Genomic DNA, 21,371 nt, shown 5'->3' on the forward strand with positions numbered 1-21,371 from the left:
TGTGGTTTGGAATGAGAGACGGAACCAATGGCCGATAACAACAGTACCCGTTGTGACCTGATGATGTTTGGAGCGCTGGGTGACCTGGCGCAGCGTAAGCTTTTTCCCGCACTGTATCAGCTGGAGCGCTCTGGTTTGCTGGATCCGGGGAGTCGGATTCTGGCGATCGCCCGCAATAAGGTCGATACGGCAGGCGCACGAAAGTTGCTCCAGGACAAGCTCAGGGAACATGTTAAACCCCACGAATTTGACGAAGCCCTGGTCGAATCTTTCCTGCAACGGGTGGAGTACCTGTACCTGGACTTTACCGATCCGGATGGGTATGACGCACTGAACGAGTGGCGCGGGACACCTGAAGGTAATCTCATTGTTTATATGGCGACGCCACCGTCGATGTACGGTGTCATCGCGCGCAACCTGAGAAGTGCCAACTGCTGCACGGATCAGACCCGCGTAGTAGTCGAGAAACCGATCGGTCACGACCTGGCGTCATCCAAGGTTATCAACGATGAGCTGGGTGAGGTTTACCGTGAAGATCAGCTATTCCGCATCGACCATTATCTGGGTAAGGAAACGGTCCAGAACCTGATCGCACTGAGGTTCGCCAACAACCTGTTCGCCTCCCAGTGGGATCAGAACCACATTTCCCATGTTGAGATCACAGTGGCCGAGAGCGTTGGTATTGAGGGCCGCTGGGGCTACTTCGACAAGGCTGGCCAGATTCGGGACATGATCCAGAATCACCTGCTGCAGTTGCTCTGCCTGATTGCCATGGACCCGCCATCGGACCTTTCCGCGGACAGCATTCGTGATGAAAAGGTCAAGGTGCTCAAGGCGTTGAGGGAAATCACGCCGGAGTTGATGGATAGCCATGTGGTGCGCGGCCAGTACACCGCAGGCACCAGCAATGGCCAACCGGTGCCCGGATACCTTGAGGAAGAGGGCGCCAACAAGGGCAGCCCCACGGAGACCTTCGTGGCGCTGAAGGCGGAGATCGAGAACTGGCGCTGGTCTGGCGTGCCTTTTTATATTCGGACAGGTAAGCGCCTGCCGGAAAAGCTTTCGCAGATCATTATTCACTTCAAGCCGGCCCCTCACTACATCTTCGATCCGGATCAGAAGCACCTGGCGAACAACAAGCTGATTATTCGCCTGCAGCCGGATGAAGGCATGTCCCTGAAAATCCTGACCAAGGACCAGGGCCTGGACAAAGGCATGAGGCTGCGTCAGGGGCCGCTGGAGCTGACCTTCTCTGAAACCTTCCATACCGATCGCATCCCGGATGCCTATGAGCGCCTGTTGTGGGAGGTGATGAAAGGGAACCAGTACCTGTTTGTTCGCCGTGATGAAGTCGAGCATGCCTGGCGTTGGGTCGACCGCGTGATTGGCAACTGGAATGACAGTGGCGAACCGCCCAAGCGCTACGCGGCAGGCACCTGGGGGCCGGTTGCCTCCATCGCCATGATCACCAGGGATGGAAGGAGCTGGTATGAAGACGCCTGATATTCAGTTCCCCCGGGGTGTTGAGCCCCGGTTTGGAGAAACTCCGGAACAAGTAGCCCTTGAACTGGCAGAGACGGTGTCGGGTTTCCTCAAGAAACGTCTGGCGGAGGCCGAGCGAGCGTCCCTGGTGGTGTCCGGCGGATCAACGCCCATGCCGTTTTTCACAGCCTTGTCCCGCAAGGAGCTGGATTGGGGGCGGGTGGATGTCTTGCTGGCGGATGAGCGCTGGGTTGAGGAAACCGATCCGGCCAGCAACACCCGACTGGTGAAGGAAACCCTGCTGCAGAACAATGCTGCCGAGGCCCGTTTCCTGTCCCTGAAGCAGTCCGGTGCAACGCCGGCAGAGGGGCTGGACGCCGTCAAAGCCGAACTCGCCGGGTTGTCACTGCCGCTGGATGTGGTGATTCTGGGCATGGGTAACGATGGTCATACCGCCTCCCTGTTCCCGGATGCAGCAGAACTGCCCCACGCAATGGACCCGGAATGCCGGGATATCGTTGCCGCCATGACGCCACCGTCACAACCGCAAAAACGAATCACCTTGACCTGGCCGGCCTTGCGCGATGCCCGGTTTATCGCCTTACATCTTAAAGGCACGGATAAGCTGGATACCCTGGAGAAGGCGCTGGACACCCCGGATGACGTCATGGCCATGCCCATTCGCGGCTTCCTGAAGCCCGGTTTGCAAGTGTTCTGGAGCCCCTGAGCCCGCCCTCGAATTTCAATATGGAGTAGACCCATGAATCAACTATCCGATTTCCACCGTGAGCGAGTCAGGGCCGTGCTGGAGTCTTCACCGCTGGTCCCGGTGATCGCCATTCATGATCTTGATGACGCAGTGCCGCTGTGCCAGGCATTGGTGGACGGCGGCATCAACGTGCTGGAAATTACCCTGCGCACCGAGCACGGCGTCAAAGCCATAGAGCGGGTCCGCAAAGCCATTCCTGACGCCTGGGTTGGCGCCGGAACCGTTACCAGCATCGCCCAATACCGTCAGGTAGAGGCGGCCGGTGCCCAGTTTGTGATCACCCCGGGCGTTACCGAAGCCATCCTGGAGTTCGGCCTGACCTCCGAAGCCCCGCTGTTGCCGGGAATCTCCACCATCTCCGAACTGATGGTGGGGTATAACCTTGGCTATCGGGAATTCAAATTCTTCCCGGCCGAAGTCGCCGGTGGCATTCCAGCCCTGAAAGCCTTCAGCGGCCCATTCCCGGACGTCACCTTCTGCCCGACAGGCGGTATCCGTCGCGACACCGCCAGGGATTACCTGGCCCTGGGCAACGTCCAGGCAGTCGGTGGAAGCTGGCTGACCCCGGGTGACGCGATTGCTTCCAAGGATTGGGCAACAATCACAGAGGTTGCCCGTGGGAGTCTGGAGGACCTCTGAGTTTTCCGGCGGCAGGGTTCACAGCTCACCGGGGGCTCGCGTCAGGCGCGGGCGACTTCCGGTTGTGGTCTGCCCCCTGGAAATGCCAGCCGTAAGTTTTTCAGCCAGGTAGTGCCAAACTGCCGCCACAGGGATGCCCGGTTGTATGGCAAGCCATAGCGGGCAGCCACCGCCCGCACCCGCTGGGAGGCTTCCGGATATCGATTGCTGCACATGTCAGGGAACAGATGGTGTTCAATCTGGTGGCTCAGGTTACCGGAGAGCACATGGAACAGACTGCCTCCGGTAATATTGGCGGAGCCGAGGAGTTGACGAAGATACCATTGGCCACGGGATTCCCCCTCCACCTGATCGGGGGTGAAGTTATACACGCCTTCGGGAAAATGGCCGCAGAAAATGATCATGAACGCCCAGATATTGCGCATGATGTTGGCAATGAAGTTCGCTCCGGCCACCAGCCCGAACACCAGGAAAGGGGAGGCCGGCACATACAGGGAAATCGGCACGGCGATCAATGCCGCCAGTCCCGGCCACATAATGTAGTCCTTACGAACCTGACCCCAGATCTTCCGACCGATACGGCTCGCCAGTGGCTTGAGCTCTGATGCCTTCTTGCGACCTTCAATCACATCCACCAGGGCCTGTTCATGCAGTGCTACGCCTTCCTCAAAGAACAGCATCAGCAGGATGAAATAAACAGGCTGGGGCAGGTATTTGGGATGCCACTCCTGCAAAGGCGTCACCCGCATAATGCCGTATCCGACATCGAGATCCTTCTCCAGGACATTGGTCCAGGTGTGGTGTACCACGTTGTGGGAATGCATCCAGCGATCCGACGGGCTCATGGTGTCCCATTCCCAGGTATTGGACTGGATATCGGGATCCTTCATCCAGTCCCACTGCGCATGCAGGACGTTATGGGCAATTTCCATGTTTTCCAGAATCTTGGCAATGCCAAGCATGAACGTACCCAGTCCCATGATCAGTAATGTCGCGGTCCAGCCGGCCAGCGCATGGGACCAGGCAGGCAGGAAGAACAGACCCGCATACATAAACAAACGGCCAATCAGGGCCATGCTTCTCTGCGTCCGGATCAGCCCCAGGAGGTATTGGCGATCACTCTCACCTCGACTCTTCATGATGTCGTCATAAATCGCCTCCATTTCACGGCCGAATTCGTCAATCTGCTCGTCGGTAAGATCCACCGGCAGGGGTTTCTTGGTAGCCATCGTGTACTCCTAAAGATCCAATTCACAGTCGCCAGCAGCGGCGCACACACAGGTCTGCACAATGGCGCCGGCTTCGTTCAACACCTCGCCGGTACGTAAATCACGCACACAACCCGAGACCAGCCTGGTGTTGCAGGTATGGCAGATACCCATGCGGCAGCCATGGGGCGGATTCATACCAGCGTCTTCGGCAATCCGTAACAGATTGGTTTCGCTGTCGGCGTCTACATCAAGGTTACTCAGGGCAAAGCGGACCTTGCCGCCAACGGCGTCTTTCGGTACCTCGGCAAAATCCGCCAGGAAGCGCTCAATATGCAGTCGGCGCCTGAGTCCAGCCTGCTCATACAGGTCTTCCAGAGCGGCGAGTAGCCCCGGGGGGCCACAGGCGTAGCAATCCCGCTCTTTCCAGTCAGGGCAGAGCGATTCCAACTGCTCCTCACTGAAATAGCCCCTGGTCTGTTTCTGTTCACCAAGTTCCTGGGTGTGCACCTCGTGGAGGTGGTACTGCGCCTTATCCGCCGCGAGTTGTCGCAGCTCTTTACTGAAGATCACATCGAACTCGTGAGGTGCGTAATGTATGTGCACCGTGTCCGGCAACCGCTCCTGCGCAACCAGACTTCGTATCATGCTCATGGCTGGCGTGATCCCGCTACCGGCTGTAATAAACAGGGGCTGGATCGGAGAGGCATCTGGCAGATAGAAGTCGCCCTGGGGCAGACCTATGGGCAGGTAGTCACCGACTTTGATATTGCGGACGATATGTCTGGATACGCGCCCTCCCTCGATAATCTTCACGGTGATCGTAAAGCAGTCGTCATTACGCTCCGGCGGAGAGGATATCGTGTAGGTGCGGGTATAGTGTCGGCCCTCAACAGGAATACCGATGCGAACATGCTGTCCGGGCCGGTTCAATCGCCAGTTCACGCCAGGGCGCAGGGTAATGGTGCGAGCATCCTTGGTCTCGTCCCATACATCGACGACCTGCGCCTGCATCTGGTGGGTGCTCCAGAGCGGGTTGACCAGTTCGACGTAATGGGAGGTGCGCAAAGGAAAGGCGAACATATCCAGAACGTCTGACAGTTTTTGTCGCCACGTGGTTTCCGGGTCGGGAGTCTGTTGAGCTGGACTTACCATAACTACGATACTCTGAAAAAATGCATTGAAGCCGAAGTTGTGTACTGCATGACCTACTTCAAGCTAGTACACGGGTTAAGAGCCCTCCACCTCTATAGAGTCCACCAATGCCATATGGCCTGATTAGCTATCAGCCGAAGCTACCGGTGGCATTCTGGCGCTGAAAGTTTTCAGCGGTTGGTTGGCGGGGAGGGGGCTGACAACTGGAAAATGATCATTGCGACCATGATCTGGGTGCGTTTGTAGATACCTGTAAGTTTCCTTTCTAAATCAGGAGTATGGAAGGGTGGTTGAAAAAGTGGATAGTGGTCTTTGTGATCATTTTTGTTTGGGACGGCGGTCAGGAAAACAGCCAGAACTTATTGACCTGACAGGATTTTTTGCCTAGTTTTGGAAGATTGTTGAATTGAGATATGAGTCAGTGGAAAAGTGATCATTCAGACTCATATACAAATGTTATGAATTCATCATCGAGCACTATGAATGAGTGAGACTGAAAAGGCGAAAAGGCTGACGCGCTTCCTCAGGCTACTGCCTATCGACGGTGGGCATGAGTTAGTGATCCTAAAGGGACACTTGCTCATTGAGGAAGTGTTGAGTGACGTCTTGGCCGAGTCCTTGAGGGAAAACAACCCGCTTGGTATCAAGGTAGGGGAGCGAATGATGTTCGCTGAGAAGCTCCGCTTTGCTTGGGCTCTGAATTCGGATGGCCTCGATGACTGTGTGTGGCATTGGCTAAAAGAACTAAACCAAATAAGGAACAAGATGGCACACACTGTTGAGCCTGTGAATATTGAGTCTCGAGTTAACAAACTTAGTACTGAAGTGAACAAGTTTTCAAAGCTGAGCCATATGGTTGCGGAGCATCGAGAGCTGGAGTTCAGTTTGGCCTGGCTGTGTATTCTGCTCGAGACCCTATTGCATCGGTTGAGAGCTTCATAACCAACGGCTTCACAGCGACCGATTTTCCGCCACTTTGTGGCTCCAAACCGGCGCGTGAGCCGGGCGTTAAAGGCCTTGGCTGTGGTGTTCATCGATTGGGTGTTTGGCCGGGGCATTGGTTGCATGGCCTTGGCCTACAGCCGGTACCCATGCTGAAAAAGTCGGTGTCAGCCAAGGCTGTCAAATTATGCTGTCCGGTTTGGTTGCACAGTCTGGCGGTAGCGTTGGTAAAAACTCTGGTGTTCTGGTCGCGGGGCAATTCAGCGCATCCATTTGCCCACAACCGCTCACTCGGTGCCCTGGTTCCTGGCGCCATCGGTCAGGTTGGTGCAAGGTATCAGGGAGCAGGCATTCATCATTGGGTGCCAAAACAGACAAACGGGTAACCGGCCCTTAACCATACGGTCAACCGGACACCATAACCCTGGCGGGTTCTGGTTCCCTGCGCTTCGCTCCGGTGCCGGTTACCTCCGCGTTATGTGGCGTAATCGGGAGTATGCGTGGTAGGTACGATCGGCGTTTCTTTTTTTATATTTGTTTGGGCGACAGGTGTGGTTTTAGCATTCTTGATCAAGAAACGGCTAAAAGAGAGATACCCTGAGATGCACGCTGAGCTTTTTGCACCTAGCCTTCTTGAACATAATGTTAAAAAGTCGCTCAAGTTCCAGTCGTTCGCGTTGCGGTCAGCCAAGTGGTCAAAAATTGATGATCAGCAGCTCATTTTGTGGTTGAAACTTCACAGGGTCTGCTTCTCACTTTTGATCGGTTTTTTTGCAATGGTTTTGTTAGTGGTCTTCGTGGGCTTGGCCTACTACGCGATTACGGGTCAAAAGTAGCCTCGGGATTCACATAACAAGTCGCTGTAGTACGCGGCCTACGGCCGCCGGACGCCCTTTTCATTGCGGCTTCGCCTCCATTACAAGGGCGCCGCTAAGCTTCGCGTTATATTTCGCCCAATCGGAGCGTGTGATGCTCGATATAGATAGATTCATCGTCGAACTGGACCGTTTAATTACTACGGTCCACTTTTACGATGAGGTCTACTGTAATGATGAGGGAGTGAAGGCGATCAGCAGTTTATCGTTGGACGCTGCTAAAATAATTCAGCTCTCCGTACACAATGACATCGTCATTTCGACTGCACGACTGCTATTCGATGGTAAGGACTTTAAGGTTTCCGGGAACACCTACGAATATCTTAGCTTGTATAACCTGGTTTCTACCTACGAAAATTACGTTGATCGAGAATTACAGGAATTCCGAGATAACATCCTGATGTTAAAGAGTAAAATCAACGTTCAGGATTACCGAAATCTAGTAATTGCGCATATTGATAAGGCCACCATTACTGGTCAAAATCCGGTGCCTAAACACCAAATTGAAAGCCAAACCCTATTGGAATTGCTCAGAACGTCGAGGTCGCTGTTGTTTGGCATACGGTTGAAACTTGCCGAAGAAAACGGTGAGTCTAGCCTTCCTGTCACTGATGGTAGTGTGAGTCGTTGTGGTATAGGGCGAAAGTTCGTGCAACGACTCAAGAAATATAACCAGTAGTTGCAGTTCGTTCCGGCCCTGACGGGCCTCCACCGGACCGGTTTTACGGCGCGGTTGCGCCTCCAAACCGGCCGCTGAACATTGGCGTTTTATACGTTACGGAGAATGCATGCAGAGTAGTGTGATTGACAACCAATACCAAAAACTTTTGGAAGACTTGGCTGACCTAAATCAATTAAAACAGGTTGTTAATCATGCCTTTAAAAGGGAGTTTGAAGTTCTTGAACTATACAGTGATTCACAGGAACCTGAGGAGATCGTCAGTAGAGAGGCTTTTGGATTCGACAATCCTTTCACTGGGAAGCTTGAAAAATATGCGTTTCGGACAGCAACCATCGAGGAATTGAAGCTCTTAACCTATTGGCATAAAAATAGTCAGTACTGCTGGCTACTTATGAGTGCCTACGAAAAGTTCGAGAAATTTTTGACGTCGTCGTACTTTGAAGCGACAGGGAAGTGTTCCCGAACTTTGAGTCCAATGCTTAGTTACTTCTCAGATAGCTTTCCTGACGTTAAAACTAGGGAGGCTAAAAACAAGTTCGGTATTAATTTGCGTGTTGCCGTGCATTTAGTTGAGAAGATGCGGCACGCAATAGCCCATGATCAGGGCCTGGTGCCTGACGCTACGGAGTTCACAGGCAGGGTAATTAAGCAGTCTGGAATTGGGAACGATAGGAAACTCCATGAAGAGTTTGTGTCGCAGTTCATTGTTGAAAACAAAGTTTTCATACTGGAAGTACCTGCGAATAACCACCCGATCCTTAAGACTTTTCACGACCAGTATAGAATACTGGTGAGTTACCTTATTTCATACGCATATTTGGTGAAAGACGCGGCATCTCAATCCAGTATGCAAAACGTATAACCAATGCAGGCACGGCGGCGCCCTTTTCATTGCGCCCTCGGCTCCATTCCAAAGCCGCGCGTTATGAGCGGCGTTAGGTTGCACAGTCGAATGAACACGTACGCCATACAAATAGAGCTACACTTTCAGTCTGAGAGCAGCGACGATCGCCGGTTCGATACCTTTGTTGGTGACCTAAAGGTCTTAGCTGAAAAGCATGGAATTTCATTCGGCGACTATCAGTCCATGCACCTCGGTGCCGCTGACTACACTATCAAACCATGCAGTTCATGCGGGCATCTCACGGTAGATCATGCAAGTGTGCAACCTGATGATCAGAACATACTCCCAGACTTTTGGTTCTACATCCGTCGTGGCAACCTTGCTGCGGACGTACTCACGTGCGACCGGTGCGGGCCCATCGCACGTGCAACCTAACAATTCATTCAAACCGACGCCGCTTCGCGGCGCGGCTTAATTCAGGCGTTAAGAATAGGTAGAACCGTGCCAACAGTTACCCTCGATGACATCAAAGCTGTTTCTGACGAATTCTTCCGTCGCCATTGGCCTTCCTCGGAAGTGGAAGTGCCAAGATGGAATAGCCCGTGGGATTTGGTCGGAACATTGCCCGGACACAATAGGCAAGGTGTATACCTGTTGCTGGGAGAGCACGACGAGGTCCTTTACATTGGGGTTGGCGCATCTCTAGGCGGTGGCAAATATACTGGCTATGGCCTTGGTTCGAGGACTAGTCAATATTTTCGGATGGCAGAAGGTCAAAGGGGCGTTCCAGTAAAAGATAGGCAGTACGTTCCCAAGAAAAAATGGGCTGACCGCGGAGTGTCTCAGGTGGTTACCCTGGGTTTTCACCAAGACTACGCATATTTAGCTTACGGATTAGAAGCATTTCTGTTGCGGGAGAGAAAAACTCCCTACAACAAAGTCCGCTCGGCCAGAGCATCAAATTCTTAACAAGGCGCATCAATACGCGGCCGGTGGCCGCCGGACGCCCTTTTCATTGCGGCTGCGCCTCCATTACAAGTGCGCCGTTGTGCGCTGGCGTTATATTTTGGGGGATACATGCGAGAGATTCTTAAAGTTTCAGCTATCACGTTTCTTTCTGTTTTTATCCCTATTACTCTATGGAACGCGGGCCATCTGCATTTCGCTCAGTCGTGCGACCCAAAATTCGGATGTCTAGGTGTCTTTGAGCTTTTGACTCTAGTAACGGCTATCTGCGCAATGATTACTTCATTTTCTCTTTCTGTTGCGCGCTACGTTTTTGTAGGGCATCCCAAAGCCAGATTGACACACCAGGAGATTATTCTGGTTATGGCTTGTTGTGCAGCCTTAAGCATTGCTAGCGGCAGCGCTATACGTCTTGCGGAAGCCATAGGAATTTCGCTGCTCGTCGCCGGGTGGGCGTTGTTCTCGTTTTTAGTTGGGGCTGCAATCTTCAAACTCAGCGACAAATATAACCATGCGTTGCACCGGACAAGTCGGTGAACGCGGCGTTATAAACCAAGGAAGAGTTTGTGCATCTGGTCTTGTTTGACATAGACGGAACATTGGTTGAGTCCTACGGCTTCGATACTGAGTGCTTTCAAGCAGCTATCGAGGATGTGCTGGGAGTTACGATAGGGCCTGACTGGGGCTGCTATAACCATGTGACTGATTCTGGGATTCTCGCCGAGGTGATTGATGGACTGGGCCTTCAAAGTGACAGCGAGAGGATCACCGCAGAAGTTAAAGAGCAGTTTGTGAGCAGAGTAGCGGATTACATTTCGTGCCATGCTGTATCCCCAATCCCCGGAGCGTATGAGTTTTTATCGCAGCTCGTCGCCCGCAAGAATGTTGCAGTGGCTTTTGCGACTGGTGGCTGGAGTGAATCCGCGAAGATGAAACTTGGCGCTGCAGGTATCACCTTCTCTTCTATACCGATGGCCTCTTCCTCGGATCACTACAGCAGAACAGAGATCATGCGGTTGGCCGAAAGGCGTGCGGGTAGGAGTCATTACGATTCCATGACCTATTTTGGGGATGGACCTTGGGATCAGAATGCTTCCAAGGCTCTCGGTTACAACTTTGTCTCTGTCGGAGATCGTATTACGAGCCCTAAATCGGTTCGGGATTACACAGAAGTCGATGTGGCCTTGGGGTACATTGGCTTATAACCAACGGCTGCACGGCGACCGGTTTTTCGCCGCTTCGCGGCTCCAAACCGGCGCGTGAGCCGAGCGTTAAGCCTCATCTGGAGACCTTGTGCCAAAGTATAGAAGCATCTTTGACGCTCCCCGGTAATCCCCCCGAAAATCAGCCCTTTTTGCATGGTCTGGTGCTTTTTTTGTTTTGATTGAAGCTTGTCATAGTGGCTCGATTCCTTACAGCTCTGAATCCAATGCCCGAACCCGCTTGCCCTCAAGCGCGTCAAAGCGATCTTCGATTAGCGTATCCACCGCGCTTTCACGGTCGGCACGACTGAGGCCGGACTCGCGAATGGCATCCCGTTCCCGGGCGTACTCAGAAAGTCGTTGATCCCATTTCTCCCGTTTGCGATCCAACGCCGCCAGGTTGGCGGCCGATGTGTGGCCTAATGTTTCGGCTCTTACTTTATAAATCTCTTCCTCTCCCGCACCGGTCCTCCGCATGCTTTCAGTGGTTACGTAGAGTTCCGCATCACGAGTCACGCGCTGGCGCACGGCACGGATTTCTTCCGGGAGTGTTTGATCAAGCGACGCTATCGCTTGCTGCCTCTGTTGGTCGTTGAGAGAAGGGTTTTGTTCGATCGTTAAACGTTGCAGCATGTACTCGTCCTGCACGTTGTCTAGCTGAAAAAAAGCTTCGCCTTCCGCTTGGGAGAACAGTTCCTGACGCAGGGCCGTCATTTGTTGAAAACGTTCGCGTAAGTTTGAGACGGGAGCCATGCCGTTTGATGTGACCGGTGTGGAGCTGCCTTCGATGTCACCGAGTGCTATTCGATAATCCACATAGCGGCGTAATAGATCCTGTGCCTGAGCCAGGGCCTGACCTTCCAGGCGGTCACCCAGTGACTGTCGAATTCTCGACAACAACAGATCGAGTGGTTCCTCTCCTAGTGCGGACAAATAGAAATCAAACAGGATAAGCAAGTCATGCTCCGGCACTAAGTTTCCCTGCTCATCTGTTGTAAGTACCACACTGGGTTCAGCACCCTGTAGAGAGGCCGGTAGCGGACCCAGTTCCGAACGTTGAGTCAGAGCGCTGGCATGAACCTGGTCGTTGTTGGTGTCCAACTTGGAACCTGTCGTAAAAGCTGTCGGATTCGATACAGTTGCTACTTCGGAGGTGGCTGCGGTGTGCTGGTCTGGTTGAGTCAGAGGTTGCACGCCCACAATAACGGCAAATACCGCAGCGACGGCGGCGCAACACATAAGACGACGGTGAGACACTGACATACGTTTTCCTTGGATAGGCACTGGCGACAACATCTTCGCGATGGAAGACTCCCGTTCCGCCACCAGGCAAAACGGGAGGTTTTGATCAGAGGCCTGCGTTTTTCAGGCGATTGGCGTGATTCTGGAACAGGGTTACTGGCTTGGTTTCGAACAGCGACACCAGTCCCAATACATGGTTGTTCACGTCGATGTGGTTCATCCGGTAATCGTCTTTCAGAACCTGGCCGAAGTGGCTCGAGCATTGTCCGGTGACACCGTCGGTAGGCCCATCGAAAGCAGAAGCGGTAACCGCAAAAAGGGCATCCGAGATATCAAAACCTGACGTCACAGTCGCAGTGCCGCTCCAGGAATACAGCCTGATAGTGTGACCGTCCACGTTGGCCTTGGCTTGCCCTTGACCACAGTCGGTGGTTGGCACGCCCACTGGAAAGCGTTTGTTGAACGCAGCGGCACCGGCTTTATTGAACTCCGCCAGCATGGCGTTGATATCGGCCTCATCCTGCTTGTTGTCGGACATTAGATTGACGAGATCACCCAGTGCATTGGAGAACACTTCAAAAGTCACTCCTTGCAGCGTGCCGGGCTCCGCGATGCCCGTTGCCACATCGGCGAGTGGCGAACCCTTGTGCGGGGTATGCATTGTGGTGACAGAAGCCACCAGGTCCGGGCGCACGTTCATGACATAACGTGCCGTCATTCCCCCCTGGCTGTGCCCCATCAGGTTGAACTTCTGAATCTTGCCATCCGATGTGGCCTGGATGTTTTCCAGCTGTTCTATCAGCCTTTCACCTCGCCTGGCGGAGCTGTCATAGGAATTTATTTTTGGTATGAAGACAGTGGCCCCTTGAGACTCCAGGGCGGCAGGGATTTTGTACCAGTAATCGACGCCGGCGATGGTGTCGAACGCCAAGATCCCGGGGACCAGCACAATGGGGTGCTTGGTTTGAGATTCATTCTTCTTCCAGAAATCGAGCAAGCCGGCCTGGGCGGGTAGAGTGGCGCCAAGCATTAGCGTAGCGACTGCTGATATGAGCAATTTCTTCATGGGGTTTTCCTTGCCTTTGAAATCATTGTTGTTTTGGATACAACGCAAAACATAGGTACCTGCATCACGTTTATGGGGTTGTTTGGGCTCTGCAGGCGCCTAAAAGTTACACAGTGTCATACTCGGGTTACTTGAAAGATCTGATGGCGGAGGGCGTTAGTAGGCGGGTATGAGTCTGTGGTCACGAAAGCGAAATACCGATAGGACCTTTCGTCGTGCATGTTCTATGATTCCCTGGTGGGCTCACTGAGGCTTTTCGAAAAACAACAGAATGCGAGTGCAACAATCGACGGACAGGCCTGTCCAGCTTTGCAGTTCTGCCTGAAGGACATAGATCGATTGTGCCGGTGCTCAGTCAGAAGGGTGTTCTTATGGATGCGCCGTTGTCCGGGAGTTTGCTGTACCTCTGGGATCGAAGAACGTTTTTTCTCGGGGTTTTGCCAGAGCCACGCCAGGTTTCCCAGGCTGCTCCGATGTTGGCGGTAAGTCTCGATCGGCCCATGCGGGTGCAGGCTGAGAATTGTGGCGTGGATATCGTTTGTCACAGTGTGCTCTTCAGGTCGGGACAACAGGTATGCACTGATTCGGCCAATGGGGTTGTCGCTTTGTGCTATCTGGATCCTTTTGGGCAGGACTATGCCAACCTGGCAACGGTGATGACGGAGGTTCAGGATGGTATGTATGTTTGCCTTCAGGAGGAGCAGTCCTTTCAGGGAGCTTTTGCCGATGTGCTTCGAGAGACCCCGACACCTGAAGCACTCTACGCCCTGTTGGACCAGCTCTTTCCCCAGGATACGGCCAACCAATCGCCCGTGGATCAGAGAGTGGAACAGGTGGTGCGACGGATCAAGTCGTCGGTAGCGGACAACTTGTCTTTGACGGAGTTGGCAGGTGAGGTCGACCTGTCGGTACCCCGGCTGGTGGAACTGTTCAAGAAGCACCTGGGTGTGCCGATTCGTCGCTACCGTCAATGGCACAGGCTATATGTAACTGCGGTGGGTGTGGCCCAGGGTAACTCGCTGACGGAAGCCTCTATCGCGGCAGGATTTACCGATTCATCCCACTTTTCCAATACCTTTCGCACCATGCTCGGGATGAAGCCATCAACGGTACTGTCACACCGACATCGCGGCTGTATTTTTGCGCCTGCCCAGCCAATGGGGCATCGGCATGAGCAATACCGTGCTGGTGGATGAGCGGGAGACCCAGCCCTTGACCCATACAACATCGGAAAGTGAAACGAAGATTGCTTTGGGTAGCCTTAGTGTTGGTCGGTATCTTGGTCATAGCATCACATGAAAGTGGGGTTGAGTATTGGTTTTGTTCTGGCAGTCCTTATCCTGGCACTAATCCTCTGGCTGGTGAGCCTGCCATTTACCTATGCCGAGATGGACTTGAATAAGAATGGGTGGCTTGGAGTTTCTGAGATTATGTACTTTTTTGACCATGGTACCCGGACCGTAAGCATTGAGGGCGGGACCTGCACAGAGTACTACGCTCTCAAAGACGGTCTTCCGCTCAAAGTGGTCTGCAGCGATTAGCAGTTTTAACAATCACAGGCACGGCGACGGCTACTGCATTGCGGCTTCGCCTCCATTCCGTAGCCGCGTGCTGATGGCGTTAGGAGATTATTGTGATTCAGCAAAGTCCAGGGGACATCCTGGAAATCGGATTCGAGGGTAAATGGTATTACTTGGTCGTCGTCACAAAAATCGTCATGTTTGGTGGCAATATCGTTTATGCGTTCCACGGAGATGGAAGTAGGGTTGAGCATTTCGAGCCAAGCCCCAAGAAAGCCGGATTCAACATCTGCACTGACTTGCTGCTTCCCAAGAAAGAGGGTGAAGTGAGGAGAATTGGAAAGGTTGAAGATCCAAATGAGTACTTGGTGGTAAATCTCACGAAAGGGTGCCACGAACACCGTCCGGGAATGAAGGCTCGAGAGTGGTGGCTGTACACCATTGATCCGCCGCGGGCGTTCGTTAAGCGAGTATCACGTTTGTCTCGGACTGAAGAGCTTGCGATGGATTCGGGCATGTCATCTTTTGATTTGGCAGCAAATAAGATAATAGCTGGGTATTCTCCGGACAAAAATCCGTTCATTGAGCACCGAAGGTTTTTGGGCTTATTTTCCTAACCATTGCAGGCACGGCGACACCCATTACATTGCGCCTTCGACTACATTCTAAGAGCGCGCATGCTGCAAGCGTTGAGGCTGTAGAAAAAGTCCCTTCGGTACAAGTAAAAAAGAAGAGCTCACCAGTCTTGCGCATTATGATCGTTTCAAGGTTGTCGCTTCGATGACCCAGAAGCTTGACTCTCTGGTGGGTAGTGAAAACGCGGGTCCAAAAAAATCGAGAAAGCTGAATCTCAGGGAGTGCAGTTTCTTAGTGCGGAGCAATTTATAAATCTTGTTGAGACCGGCGAGGTTCCATGTGCAAGATAACTAAGCGTGTCACTCGGATGCCCTTTTCTCCGCTCTAGTAAGGTCTCCGGTGGGCTTGGCGTTCAGCAGTTTTGGGTAGCAATATGGAAGGGGTTTGAATGCCAGAAAAATTTGTAAATGTGGACGGCAGATCACTCTGGAGTGAGTCAGTTGGTTCTGGTCGAGCCGATACAATTCTTCTCGTCGCTGGCGCTAATGCATCGGCCCTCATGTGGCCGGATAATTTCGTTGAGCTGCTCGTGTCCAAGGGATATCGAGTGATTCGGTATGATCATCGTGATACGGGGCGCTCTACCTTCATTGAGTTTGATGATGCCCCCTATACCGTGGAGGACCTGGCGTCAGATGCAGTTTCGATTCTCGACGCGTGGGAAGTAGACAAAGCGCATACTGTAGGCTTATCGATAGGAGCGACGTTAGGTCAACTGCTTGCGTTGGATCATCCGGATCGGCTCCACAGCTTGACCCTTATGTGTGGAGCAGCACTTGATGTGGACTTTGTAGGAAATATCGGACGGGCCTTTTCAGGAGAGAGCTCACCGGATGGTTTACCCCTTCCCAAAAAAGAAGTGCTTGAAGCGCTTTCTGCACGAGCAAAGCCCTCAGAGAGCATGGAAGAAGAACTTGATCGTCGCGTGAAAGAGTGGGGCCTCCTCTCGGGAGAAAAGCTTGAGTTTGATGCGTCGGATTTTCGACTGCGTGAGCAACGATGTATAGATCATGCTGGAACTTGGACACAGCCTGGAAATCACGCAATGACAACGCCAGTACCTCTTTCCAGGGGGAGGGAGCTGAGGAAGGTGAGCGTTCCGGCCTTGGTGATTCAGGGTTCTGAGGATCCTCTCAATCCGCCACCCCACGGCAAGCACATTGCGAATTTGTTGCCTAATGGTCGACTGGTAGAAATTGACGGGCTTGGGCATTGTCTGCCAAAGGCCTTGTTGCCTCGGATAGCAGATGAAATTGCCCATCATGCTGAACACAGCCACGTAGCCGACGCTCATACTTCGCGCGGCTGATGGCTGGCATTAAGCACTGACCGAAAACAGGGAGTAGTTGATGGTAATCAGGGATGTGCGTTTTCCCTCGGATAGCGGGGAACTCCGACGGTTAATTTATGAGTACACGGATTGGCTCGGCATTGATCTTTCCTACCAGGATTTCGAGGGAGAGATGGCCAGCCTGGAAACACTCTTTTCTTTGCCAAGCGGACAATACACGTTTGCAATGGTGGGCTCTGCCGTTGCTGGTGGTGTTGGCTTCAGGAGAATCGATGAACATACAGCGGAAGTAAAGCGCTTGTACGTCCGTCCGGATCAGCAAGGGAGCGGTATCGGATGGTTGCTTATGGAAAACCTCGTGCTAAAACTCAAAGGGTTAGGTTACGACCGGCTTGTTCTGGATGCAGTACCTCCCACGAGAAAAGCGCAAGCCTTGTACGAGAAAATGGGATTTACTGAAATTGAGCCTTATTTTCATAATCCGGTACCTGGCACCAAATTCTACGCGTTTGATGTTGCCGGAGTTTCGAGGCACTGGCCTGGAATGGCTTAAGGAAGTCGAGGGATCGTTGTCAGAGGCTATCGAGGCAGCAAGGATCGGCGAAATCCCATGGCAAAACCTCTATATGATCGCGCCTCTGATCTATTCCAAAAGAAACAATATGAACAAAGCAAACTCAGGGCCTGCTAAAGCAGCGTTGGGAAGTCAACGGCATCGTCTCTGACTCGGCGATGTATGGACGACTGGTAAGTGACCATCCAGCACAGCATAACCAGGCCGTGCACGCGACAAGTGCGTGATTGCGGCGTTATACCAAATTTGGCGGGGATGTTTGTCACCATGAAGATCAGAAGATTATCGCAGCCTGACCTCCCGGAGGTGTTGCGCATACAGCGGGAGTGCTACAGCCAGGATTTCCTGGAGTCAGCAGATTCGTTTTCCGCAAAGCTCTCTGCTTACCCGGATTTCTGTTATAAGGCAGTTCAGAGCGAAAGTGTCGTGGGTTATGTCGTTGCTCTGCCGTGGGTATTCGGAGAAATATTGGATCTGGATCGCGTCGAGTATTCTATTCCGTCAGATCCGGACAGCCTGTGCATCCACGATATGGCGGTGAGCCCTAATGCCCGTAAGGCTGGTACAGCAAAACAATTGTTGGATGCGGTGCTAGATACCGCAAAACAGCGGGGATATGAACGGTTGTTCCTTGTCGCTATCCAGGGGGCATCATCGTACTGGAAACGTAATGGCTTTGAGGTTGTGGACGTGGACGAGTCGCTAAAGAGAGACCTTTCCATGTATGGGGAAGAGGCGACATACATGACAAGAGCCGTTGAAGAGGTATAACCATCCCATCCACCGGTGGGGTTTTACATAGCAAAGGAGAGTGCGTGAAGATTTACGGTGATACCAAATCAGGCAACTGCTACAAGGCTCAGCTCGTTTGCAGCCTGCTGAATATTGACCACGAATGGATTGATGTCGATATCCTGGCTGGCGACACTGAATCTGACGAGTTTTTGAAAAAGAATTCCAATGGCAAAGCCGGATTTCAAAGGTATGGTGTGATTGCCATGTAACCATCGCAGTCACGGAGGGCAGTGGTGAAGTTTCAAGTATCGAGCAATCTTGAAGTCAGTCCGAAGGAGGTCGGCGGACTTCTTACCATGAAGGGGGTCAATACGGAGCTGAGTCCTCTCATCCGCATGACCGCACCTCCCAAATGGTCTAACCAGGCAATCTTTGAGTGGCCTACAGGCAGGATACTTTTTTCCAGCTGGATACTACTTTTCGGATTTATTCCCATCGATCGGCATACGTTCTTTTTCCAGAGCATTGATCGCCAACGTGGTTTTGTGGAAGAGTCCAGTTCTCTAACCAACAAGTTGTGGCACCATTGTCGGGACATTGATTTGAACGGGTCATCTTGCCGGGTTACCGATACCGTCGAGTTCCAGTGTAGGTTGCCCCTATTGGCATATATTCTGGCACCGGTTTACCGGTTCGTCTTCAGGCACCGTCATAAAGTATTGAGGTCGCACTATGGGGGGAGCGCCAGGAACAGATGATTGAGCAGGAGCGGAAGCTCCGTGGCAATGTCGCAAAAACCAGTTAACCAAACGCGGCACTCGGATGCCCTTGTCTCCGCTCCGCAGCGTCAAGATCACCGGTACGCTCTGCGTCATATTGCTATAGATGGTGGGTCATGGACGAAGAAGAATCCCTAAATAGAGCAATTCAGGAGCCGGTGACAATCTTCCCGTATGACGAGAACTGGCCAACCATATTTGAAGAAGAGCGAGACCGCCTCCTTCGTTTGTTTCCTGATTACTTTTTGGCGATAGAGCACATTGGCAGCACAGCAGTACCTGGCCTTTCAGCCAAGCCGATCATCGATATTCTGGCTGGAGTGGATTCGATATCGCGTGCCGATGAATTAATGGAACCGTTATGCCATGCAAAATATACAACATCAATGGAGTTCAATGCCTCGTTAGTTGATCGGCGTTGGCTTATGCGATGGGCCGAAGGGCGCCGGACACATCACCTGCACCTTGTGGTGTACGGTAGTCACGAATGGGATCGGCGCTTGGCGTTTCGGAACTTACTTCGTGCCCACACTGAACTAGCAGAACAGTATGAGCAGAAAAAGCGGCTGTGGGCAGAAGAATTCAGGTCAGATAGAGAGGCATATACCGCGGCTAAGGCAGATTTCATACGGGAGGCACTGAAAGGTGCATCAGTACTATGAGGAAGGACCTGCGAATGCATGGCAATAACAGGTACCGGTAAGGATCTAAGGATTCATCCGCAACGCCGGGCTTTCTCAGCGCTCAGTGTTGGGCTGAAAACCGAGTTACTGTGCCAGTTCGCGTCCTGGGAACTGACAAACACTCGTCTTGTTGGTTCTAAAAACTGGCGATAGTTCATAGGCTTGGGTGCACTTTATTTGGGAAAATCAGACTCGGGGAGATGCCGTGATCGAGATACATCAATTCGCGCCGGGGTGGGGTTTGAATGCAAGCCCGTTCTGTCTCAAGGTGGAGACTTACTGTCGTTTGGCAGGGATTCCCTATCAGACCAAGAGCACTCTTCCTTTCAAAGGGCCAAGAGGCAAGCTCCCATTCATCATTGACCAGTCACAGAAAGTTCCCGACAGTGGCAACATCCTGGCGTACCTGAAGATGACATACGGTGACCCGCTAGACGGACAGCTTTCCGCGGCTGAATTAGCCTCCGGCCATTTGCTGCGTCGCACGTGTGAGGAGAGTCTTTACTTCACTATCGTCTTGTCACGGTGGATAGACGACAAGTACTGGCCCAACACCAGGGATGCGTTTTTTGGCATGGTGCCATCCGCGGCTCGCCACTTGGTGGCGGGTGCGGCGCGAAGAGGTATCAGAAAAAGCCTCATCGGGCAGGGTTATGGTCGTTATCCATTGGCTGAGGTCTACGCCACCGGCATTGCGGATCTTACTGCGATGGCCTGGCAGCTAAGTCAGCACAAGTATGCGGTAGGTGACCAAGTGACCTCGTTTGATGCGATTCTTTATGCGTTCCTTTTCAATATCGCACGGGTACCGCTAGAGACGCCGCTCAAGCATGCTGCATTGGAGGACGCCTCGATTCCTGCGTACTTGGAACGTATGGATGACGTGCTCAAGATGAAAGATGGTCCCAATAGCGTGTAATCGGTCGCGGGGTACTATCTGATTTGGTGAAACCCGTTTCGCCGGGCAGGGTTTCATAACAGCGACATGAGACTTTTGGCCCCGGTAAGTTCAATGTGAATTGGGAAAGACATGGAACCCGTCATCCAGGAAGAAGTAACCGGTTGCGGCATCGCTGCAAGTGCCGCAATTGCCGGCGTCACCTATGCTGAGGCCAAAAAGAGAGCGAATGCTCTGGGTATTTATGCCGCAGACAAAGCGCTTTGGTCGGACACTGAGTACGTCCGGAAACTCCTGCGTGAGTTCGGCATTTCGGTTTCCCCCAAAGAAACACCATTCGAGTCCTGGGAGCGCCTTCCGGACAAGGCACTCATGGCCATCAAGTGGCACACGGAGCAGGGCAAGCCATTCTGGCATTGGGTAGTGTTTGTCAGAGAAGGCGGCAAAGAAATGGTGCTGGATTCCAAAAAAACACTGAAATCAAATACTCGCCGCGACTTAGGGCGCATCAAGCCCAAGTGGTACATTGGGGTAACCAATTAATAATTCGCGCCAGTGCGCGGCCGGTCTTTCAAAGTTGCATTGGAGTATTGATGAATTTAGATGGATTAGTTGTGAGGGAAGCACGGGGTGAAGACCATGATTGTCTCATGGCTCTGGAGCAAAAAGTGATTGACGCTGAGCGTCCATTTAACGCGTCTCTGAAAGAAGAGGATGCTTACTATTACGATATCGAAAAACTGATGGCTGATCAGTTCAGTAGGTTGGTAGTGGGAGAGATTTCTGGAGTCGTTATCGCCACAGGATACGTTCAGGTCCGCCACTCAAAGCCTGCCTTGGAGCATGATAGTCACGGATACCTCGGTTTCATGTACGTGGCTGAGGAATATCGAGGGCTTGGGCTGAACAAAGTGATTTTGCAGGATCTGGTTCGTTGGGGCCAATCTCAAGGAGTCACCAACTTCTATCTCGACGTGTATGCGGAGAATGGTTCGGCTGTTCGGGCATATGAAAAGTTTGGTTTTCAGGGATCCCTGTTGGAAATGAAACTGGATATTCAGAAAACATGACCAGGGCAGGTCACGGTTGCAATATTGATGGCTTTTACAGTGGACATGTATCTGTATAACCAGGCCGCGCCAGTCACCAAATCGTCACTACAACGTAACCCACCCCGCTGATA

Annotated in this window: 23 protein-coding genes and 1 pseudogene; 20 read left to right on the plus strand and 4 right to left on the minus strand. The window is 52.5% G+C overall.

Annotation, left to right across the window (positions count from 1 at the left end; genetic code table 11):
• Nucleotides 1-27: 27 nt before the first annotated feature.
• From zwf to ACQUWM_RS01540, 3 genes are read left to right on the plus strand one after another with little or no spacing between them, the layout of a single operon-like run.
• Nucleotides 28-1,503 (plus strand): glucose-6-phosphate dehydrogenase, encoded by a 1,476-nt coding sequence (zwf, locus tag ACQUWM_RS01530; protein ID WP_407001183.1) that lies wholly within the window; start codon nt 28-30, stop codon nt 1,501-1,503.
• Nucleotides 1,490-2,209, plus strand: a complete 720-nt coding sequence (gene pgl, locus ACQUWM_RS01535; protein ID WP_428920945.1) for a 6-phosphogluconolactonase — start codon at nt 1,490-1,492, stop codon at nt 2,207-2,209. Before zwf ends, pgl begins: the two co-directional genes overlap by 14 nt.
• 33 nt (nt 2,210-2,242) lie before the next feature.
• Nucleotides 2,243-2,890, plus strand: a complete 648-nt coding sequence (locus ACQUWM_RS01540; protein WP_407001185.1) for a bifunctional 4-hydroxy-2-oxoglutarate aldolase/2-dehydro-3-deoxy-phosphogluconate aldolase — start codon at nt 2,243-2,245, stop codon at nt 2,888-2,890.
• A gap of 41 nt (nt 2,891-2,931) precedes the next feature.
• Here ACQUWM_RS01540 and ACQUWM_RS01545 read toward each other — a convergent pair whose 3' ends face one another.
• Both ACQUWM_RS01545 and ACQUWM_RS01550 read right to left on the minus strand, forming a co-directional pair.
• Entirely contained in the window at nt 2,932-4,119 is a 1,188-nt protein-coding gene (locus tag ACQUWM_RS01545; RefSeq protein ID WP_428920946.1) for a fatty acid desaturase family protein, read from the minus strand.
• 9 nt (nt 4,120-4,128) lie between these two features.
• Entirely contained in the window at nt 4,129-5,253 is a 1,125-nt protein-coding gene (locus ACQUWM_RS01550; RefSeq protein ID WP_428920947.1) for a ferredoxin reductase, read from the minus strand.
• A gap of 483 nt (nt 5,254-5,736) precedes the next feature.
• Here ACQUWM_RS01550 and ACQUWM_RS01555 point away from each other — a divergent pair, with 483 nt between their 5' ends.
• The 7 genes from ACQUWM_RS01555 (at nt 5,737) to ACQUWM_RS01585 (ending at nt 10,767) form a co-directional block, all read left to right on the plus strand.
• Nucleotides 5,737-6,195 (plus strand): hypothetical protein, encoded by a 459-nt coding sequence (locus tag ACQUWM_RS01555; RefSeq protein WP_428920948.1) that lies wholly within the window; start codon nt 5,737-5,739, stop codon nt 6,193-6,195.
• A gap of 500 nt (nt 6,196-6,695) precedes the next feature.
• Nucleotides 6,696-7,031 (plus strand): hypothetical protein, encoded by a 336-nt coding sequence (locus ACQUWM_RS01560; RefSeq protein WP_428920949.1) that lies wholly within the window; start codon nt 6,696-6,698, stop codon nt 7,029-7,031.
• A gap of 133 nt (nt 7,032-7,164) precedes the next feature.
• Nucleotides 7,165-7,749 carry a hypothetical protein gene (locus ACQUWM_RS01565; RefSeq protein WP_428920950.1) on the plus strand — a complete coding sequence of 195 codons (585 nt, stop codon included), beginning with the start codon at nt 7,165-7,167 and terminating at the stop codon, nt 7,747-7,749.
• A 121-nt stretch (nt 7,750-7,870) separates the two neighbouring features.
• Nucleotides 7,871-8,614 carry a hypothetical protein gene (locus ACQUWM_RS01570; RefSeq protein ID WP_428920951.1) on the plus strand — a complete coding sequence of 248 codons (744 nt, stop codon included), beginning with the start codon at nt 7,871-7,873 and terminating at the stop codon, nt 8,612-8,614.
• Between the two features lie 483 nt (nt 8,615-9,097).
• Nucleotides 9,098-9,565, plus strand: a complete 468-nt coding sequence (locus ACQUWM_RS01575) for a hypothetical protein (protein WP_428920952.1) — start codon at nt 9,098-9,100, stop codon at nt 9,563-9,565.
• A gap of 108 nt (nt 9,566-9,673) precedes the next feature.
• Nucleotides 9,674-10,099: a hypothetical protein gene (locus ACQUWM_RS01580; RefSeq protein ID WP_428920953.1), complete on the plus strand. Its 426-nt coding sequence runs from the start codon at nt 9,674-9,676 to the stop codon at nt 10,097-10,099.
• Between the two features lie 29 nt (nt 10,100-10,128).
• Nucleotides 10,129-10,767 carry an HAD family hydrolase gene (locus ACQUWM_RS01585; RefSeq protein ID WP_428920954.1) on the plus strand — a complete coding sequence of 213 codons (639 nt, stop codon included), beginning with the start codon at nt 10,129-10,131 and terminating at the stop codon, nt 10,765-10,767.
• Between the two features lie 207 nt (nt 10,768-10,974).
• On the opposite strand, the gene ACQUWM_RS01590 is transcribed toward ACQUWM_RS01585, so the two are convergent.
• Together ACQUWM_RS01590 and ACQUWM_RS01595 are read right to left on the minus strand one after the other, a co-directional pair.
• Entirely contained in the window at nt 10,975-12,027 is a 1,053-nt protein-coding gene (locus tag ACQUWM_RS01590) for a lipase secretion chaperone (protein ID WP_428920955.1), read from the minus strand.
• Nucleotides 12,028-12,112: 85 nt separating this feature from the next.
• Entirely contained in the window at nt 12,113-13,072 is a 960-nt protein-coding gene (locus tag ACQUWM_RS01595) for an esterase/lipase family protein (protein WP_428920956.1), read from the minus strand.
• Nucleotides 13,073-13,413: 341 nt separating this feature from the next.
• Here ACQUWM_RS01595 and ACQUWM_RS01600 point away from each other — a divergent pair, with 341 nt between their 5' ends.
• From ACQUWM_RS01600 to ACQUWM_RS01645, 10 genes and pseudogenes are all read left to right on the plus strand, one after another.
• Nucleotides 13,414-14,268 carry a helix-turn-helix domain-containing protein gene (locus tag ACQUWM_RS01600; protein WP_428920957.1) on the plus strand — a complete coding sequence of 285 codons (855 nt, stop codon included), beginning with the start codon at nt 13,414-13,416 and terminating at the stop codon, nt 14,266-14,268.
• 437 nt (nt 14,269-14,705) lie between these two features.
• Entirely contained in the window at nt 14,706-15,209 is a 504-nt protein-coding gene (locus ACQUWM_RS01605; protein ID WP_428920958.1) for a hypothetical protein, read from the plus strand.
• Nucleotides 15,210-15,616: 407 nt separating this feature from the next.
• Complete coding sequence (locus tag ACQUWM_RS01610) at nt 15,617-16,537, plus strand: alpha/beta fold hydrolase (protein ID WP_407000104.1); 921 nt, start codon at nt 15,617-15,619, stop codon at nt 16,535-16,537.
• A gap of 40 nt (nt 16,538-16,577) precedes the next feature.
• Nucleotides 16,578-17,072 (plus strand): GNAT family N-acetyltransferase, encoded by a 495-nt coding sequence (locus ACQUWM_RS01615; protein ID WP_428920959.1) that lies wholly within the window; start codon nt 16,578-16,580, stop codon nt 17,070-17,072.
• Nucleotides 17,073-17,360: 288 nt separating this feature from the next.
• Nucleotides 17,361-17,864 carry a GNAT family N-acetyltransferase gene (locus tag ACQUWM_RS01620; RefSeq protein WP_428920960.1) on the plus strand — a complete coding sequence of 168 codons (504 nt, stop codon included), beginning with the start codon at nt 17,361-17,363 and terminating at the stop codon, nt 17,862-17,864.
• 44 nt (nt 17,865-17,908) lie between these two features.
• A pseudogene (locus tag ACQUWM_RS01625) lies at nt 17,909-18,061 on the plus strand (glutathione S-transferase family protein); the annotation flags it as partial.
• 662 nt (nt 18,062-18,723) lie between these two features.
• Nucleotides 18,724-19,269 carry a GrpB family protein gene (locus ACQUWM_RS01630; RefSeq protein WP_407000112.1) on the plus strand — a complete coding sequence of 182 codons (546 nt, stop codon included), beginning with the start codon at nt 18,724-18,726 and terminating at the stop codon, nt 19,267-19,269.
• Between the two features lie 226 nt (nt 19,270-19,495).
• A complete protein-coding gene (locus ACQUWM_RS01635; protein WP_407000114.1) occupies nt 19,496-20,209 on the plus strand; it encodes a glutathione S-transferase family protein in 714 nt (237 codons plus the stop codon).
• 111 nt (nt 20,210-20,320) lie between these two features.
• Nucleotides 20,321-20,731 (plus strand): hypothetical protein, encoded by a 411-nt coding sequence (locus ACQUWM_RS01640; protein ID WP_407000116.1) that lies wholly within the window; start codon nt 20,321-20,323, stop codon nt 20,729-20,731.
• A gap of 50 nt (nt 20,732-20,781) precedes the next feature.
• Entirely contained in the window at nt 20,782-21,258 is a 477-nt protein-coding gene (locus tag ACQUWM_RS01645) for a GNAT family N-acetyltransferase (protein WP_428920961.1), read from the plus strand.
• The last annotated feature ends 113 nt before the right edge of the window (nt 21,259-21,371 follow it).

Origin of the sequence: Marinobacter sp. DUT-3 (assembly GCF_050379435.1) — a bacterium.
In the GTDB taxonomy this organism is placed as follows: domain Bacteria; phylum Pseudomonadota; class Gammaproteobacteria; order Pseudomonadales; family Oleiphilaceae; genus Marinobacter.

What these genes read in the sequence shown, in the direction of transcription:
- zwf (WP_407001183.1), top strand. Translation starts at nt 28, where the DNA reads ATGGCCGATAACAACAGTACCCGTTGTGACCTGATGATGTTTGGAGCG.
- pgl (WP_428920945.1), top strand. Translation starts at nt 1,490, where the DNA reads ATGAAGACGCCTGATATTCAGTTCCCCCGGGGTGTTGAGCCCCGGTTT.
- ACQUWM_RS01540 (WP_407001185.1), top strand. Translation starts at nt 2,243, where the DNA reads ATGAATCAACTATCCGATTTCCACCGTGAGCGAGTCAGGGCCGTGCTG.
- ACQUWM_RS01545 (WP_428920946.1), bottom strand. Translation starts at nt 4,119, where the DNA reads ATGGCTACCAAGAAACCCCTGCCGGTGGATCTTACCGACGAGCAGATT.
- ACQUWM_RS01550 (WP_428920947.1), bottom strand. Translation starts at nt 5,253, where the DNA reads ATGGTAAGTCCAGCTCAACAGACTCCCGACCCGGAAACCACGTGGCGA.
- ACQUWM_RS01555 (WP_428920948.1), top strand. Translation starts at nt 5,737, where the DNA reads ATGAGTGAGACTGAAAAGGCGAAAAGGCTGACGCGCTTCCTCAGGCTA.
- ACQUWM_RS01565 (WP_428920950.1), top strand. Translation starts at nt 7,165, where the DNA reads ATGCTCGATATAGATAGATTCATCGTCGAACTGGACCGTTTAATTACT.
- ACQUWM_RS01580 (WP_428920953.1), top strand. Translation starts at nt 9,674, where the DNA reads ATGCGAGAGATTCTTAAAGTTTCAGCTATCACGTTTCTTTCTGTTTTT.
- ACQUWM_RS01590 (WP_428920955.1), bottom strand. Translation starts at nt 12,027, where the DNA reads ATGTCAGTGTCTCACCGTCGTCTTATGTGTTGCGCCGCCGTCGCTGCG.
- ACQUWM_RS01595 (WP_428920956.1), bottom strand. Translation starts at nt 13,072, where the DNA reads ATGAAGAAATTGCTCATATCAGCAGTCGCTACGCTAATGCTTGGCGCC.
- ACQUWM_RS01610 (WP_407000104.1), top strand. Translation starts at nt 15,617, where the DNA reads ATGCCAGAAAAATTTGTAAATGTGGACGGCAGATCACTCTGGAGTGAG.
- ACQUWM_RS01615 (WP_428920959.1), top strand. Translation starts at nt 16,578, where the DNA reads ATGGTAATCAGGGATGTGCGTTTTCCCTCGGATAGCGGGGAACTCCGA.
- ACQUWM_RS01620 (WP_428920960.1), top strand. Translation starts at nt 17,361, where the DNA reads ATGAAGATCAGAAGATTATCGCAGCCTGACCTCCCGGAGGTGTTGCGC.
- ACQUWM_RS01630 (WP_407000112.1), top strand. Translation starts at nt 18,724, where the DNA reads ATGGACGAAGAAGAATCCCTAAATAGAGCAATTCAGGAGCCGGTGACA.
- ACQUWM_RS01640 (WP_407000116.1), top strand. Translation starts at nt 20,321, where the DNA reads ATGGAACCCGTCATCCAGGAAGAAGTAACCGGTTGCGGCATCGCTGCA.
- ACQUWM_RS01645 (WP_428920961.1), top strand. Translation starts at nt 20,782, where the DNA reads ATGAATTTAGATGGATTAGTTGTGAGGGAAGCACGGGGTGAAGACCAT.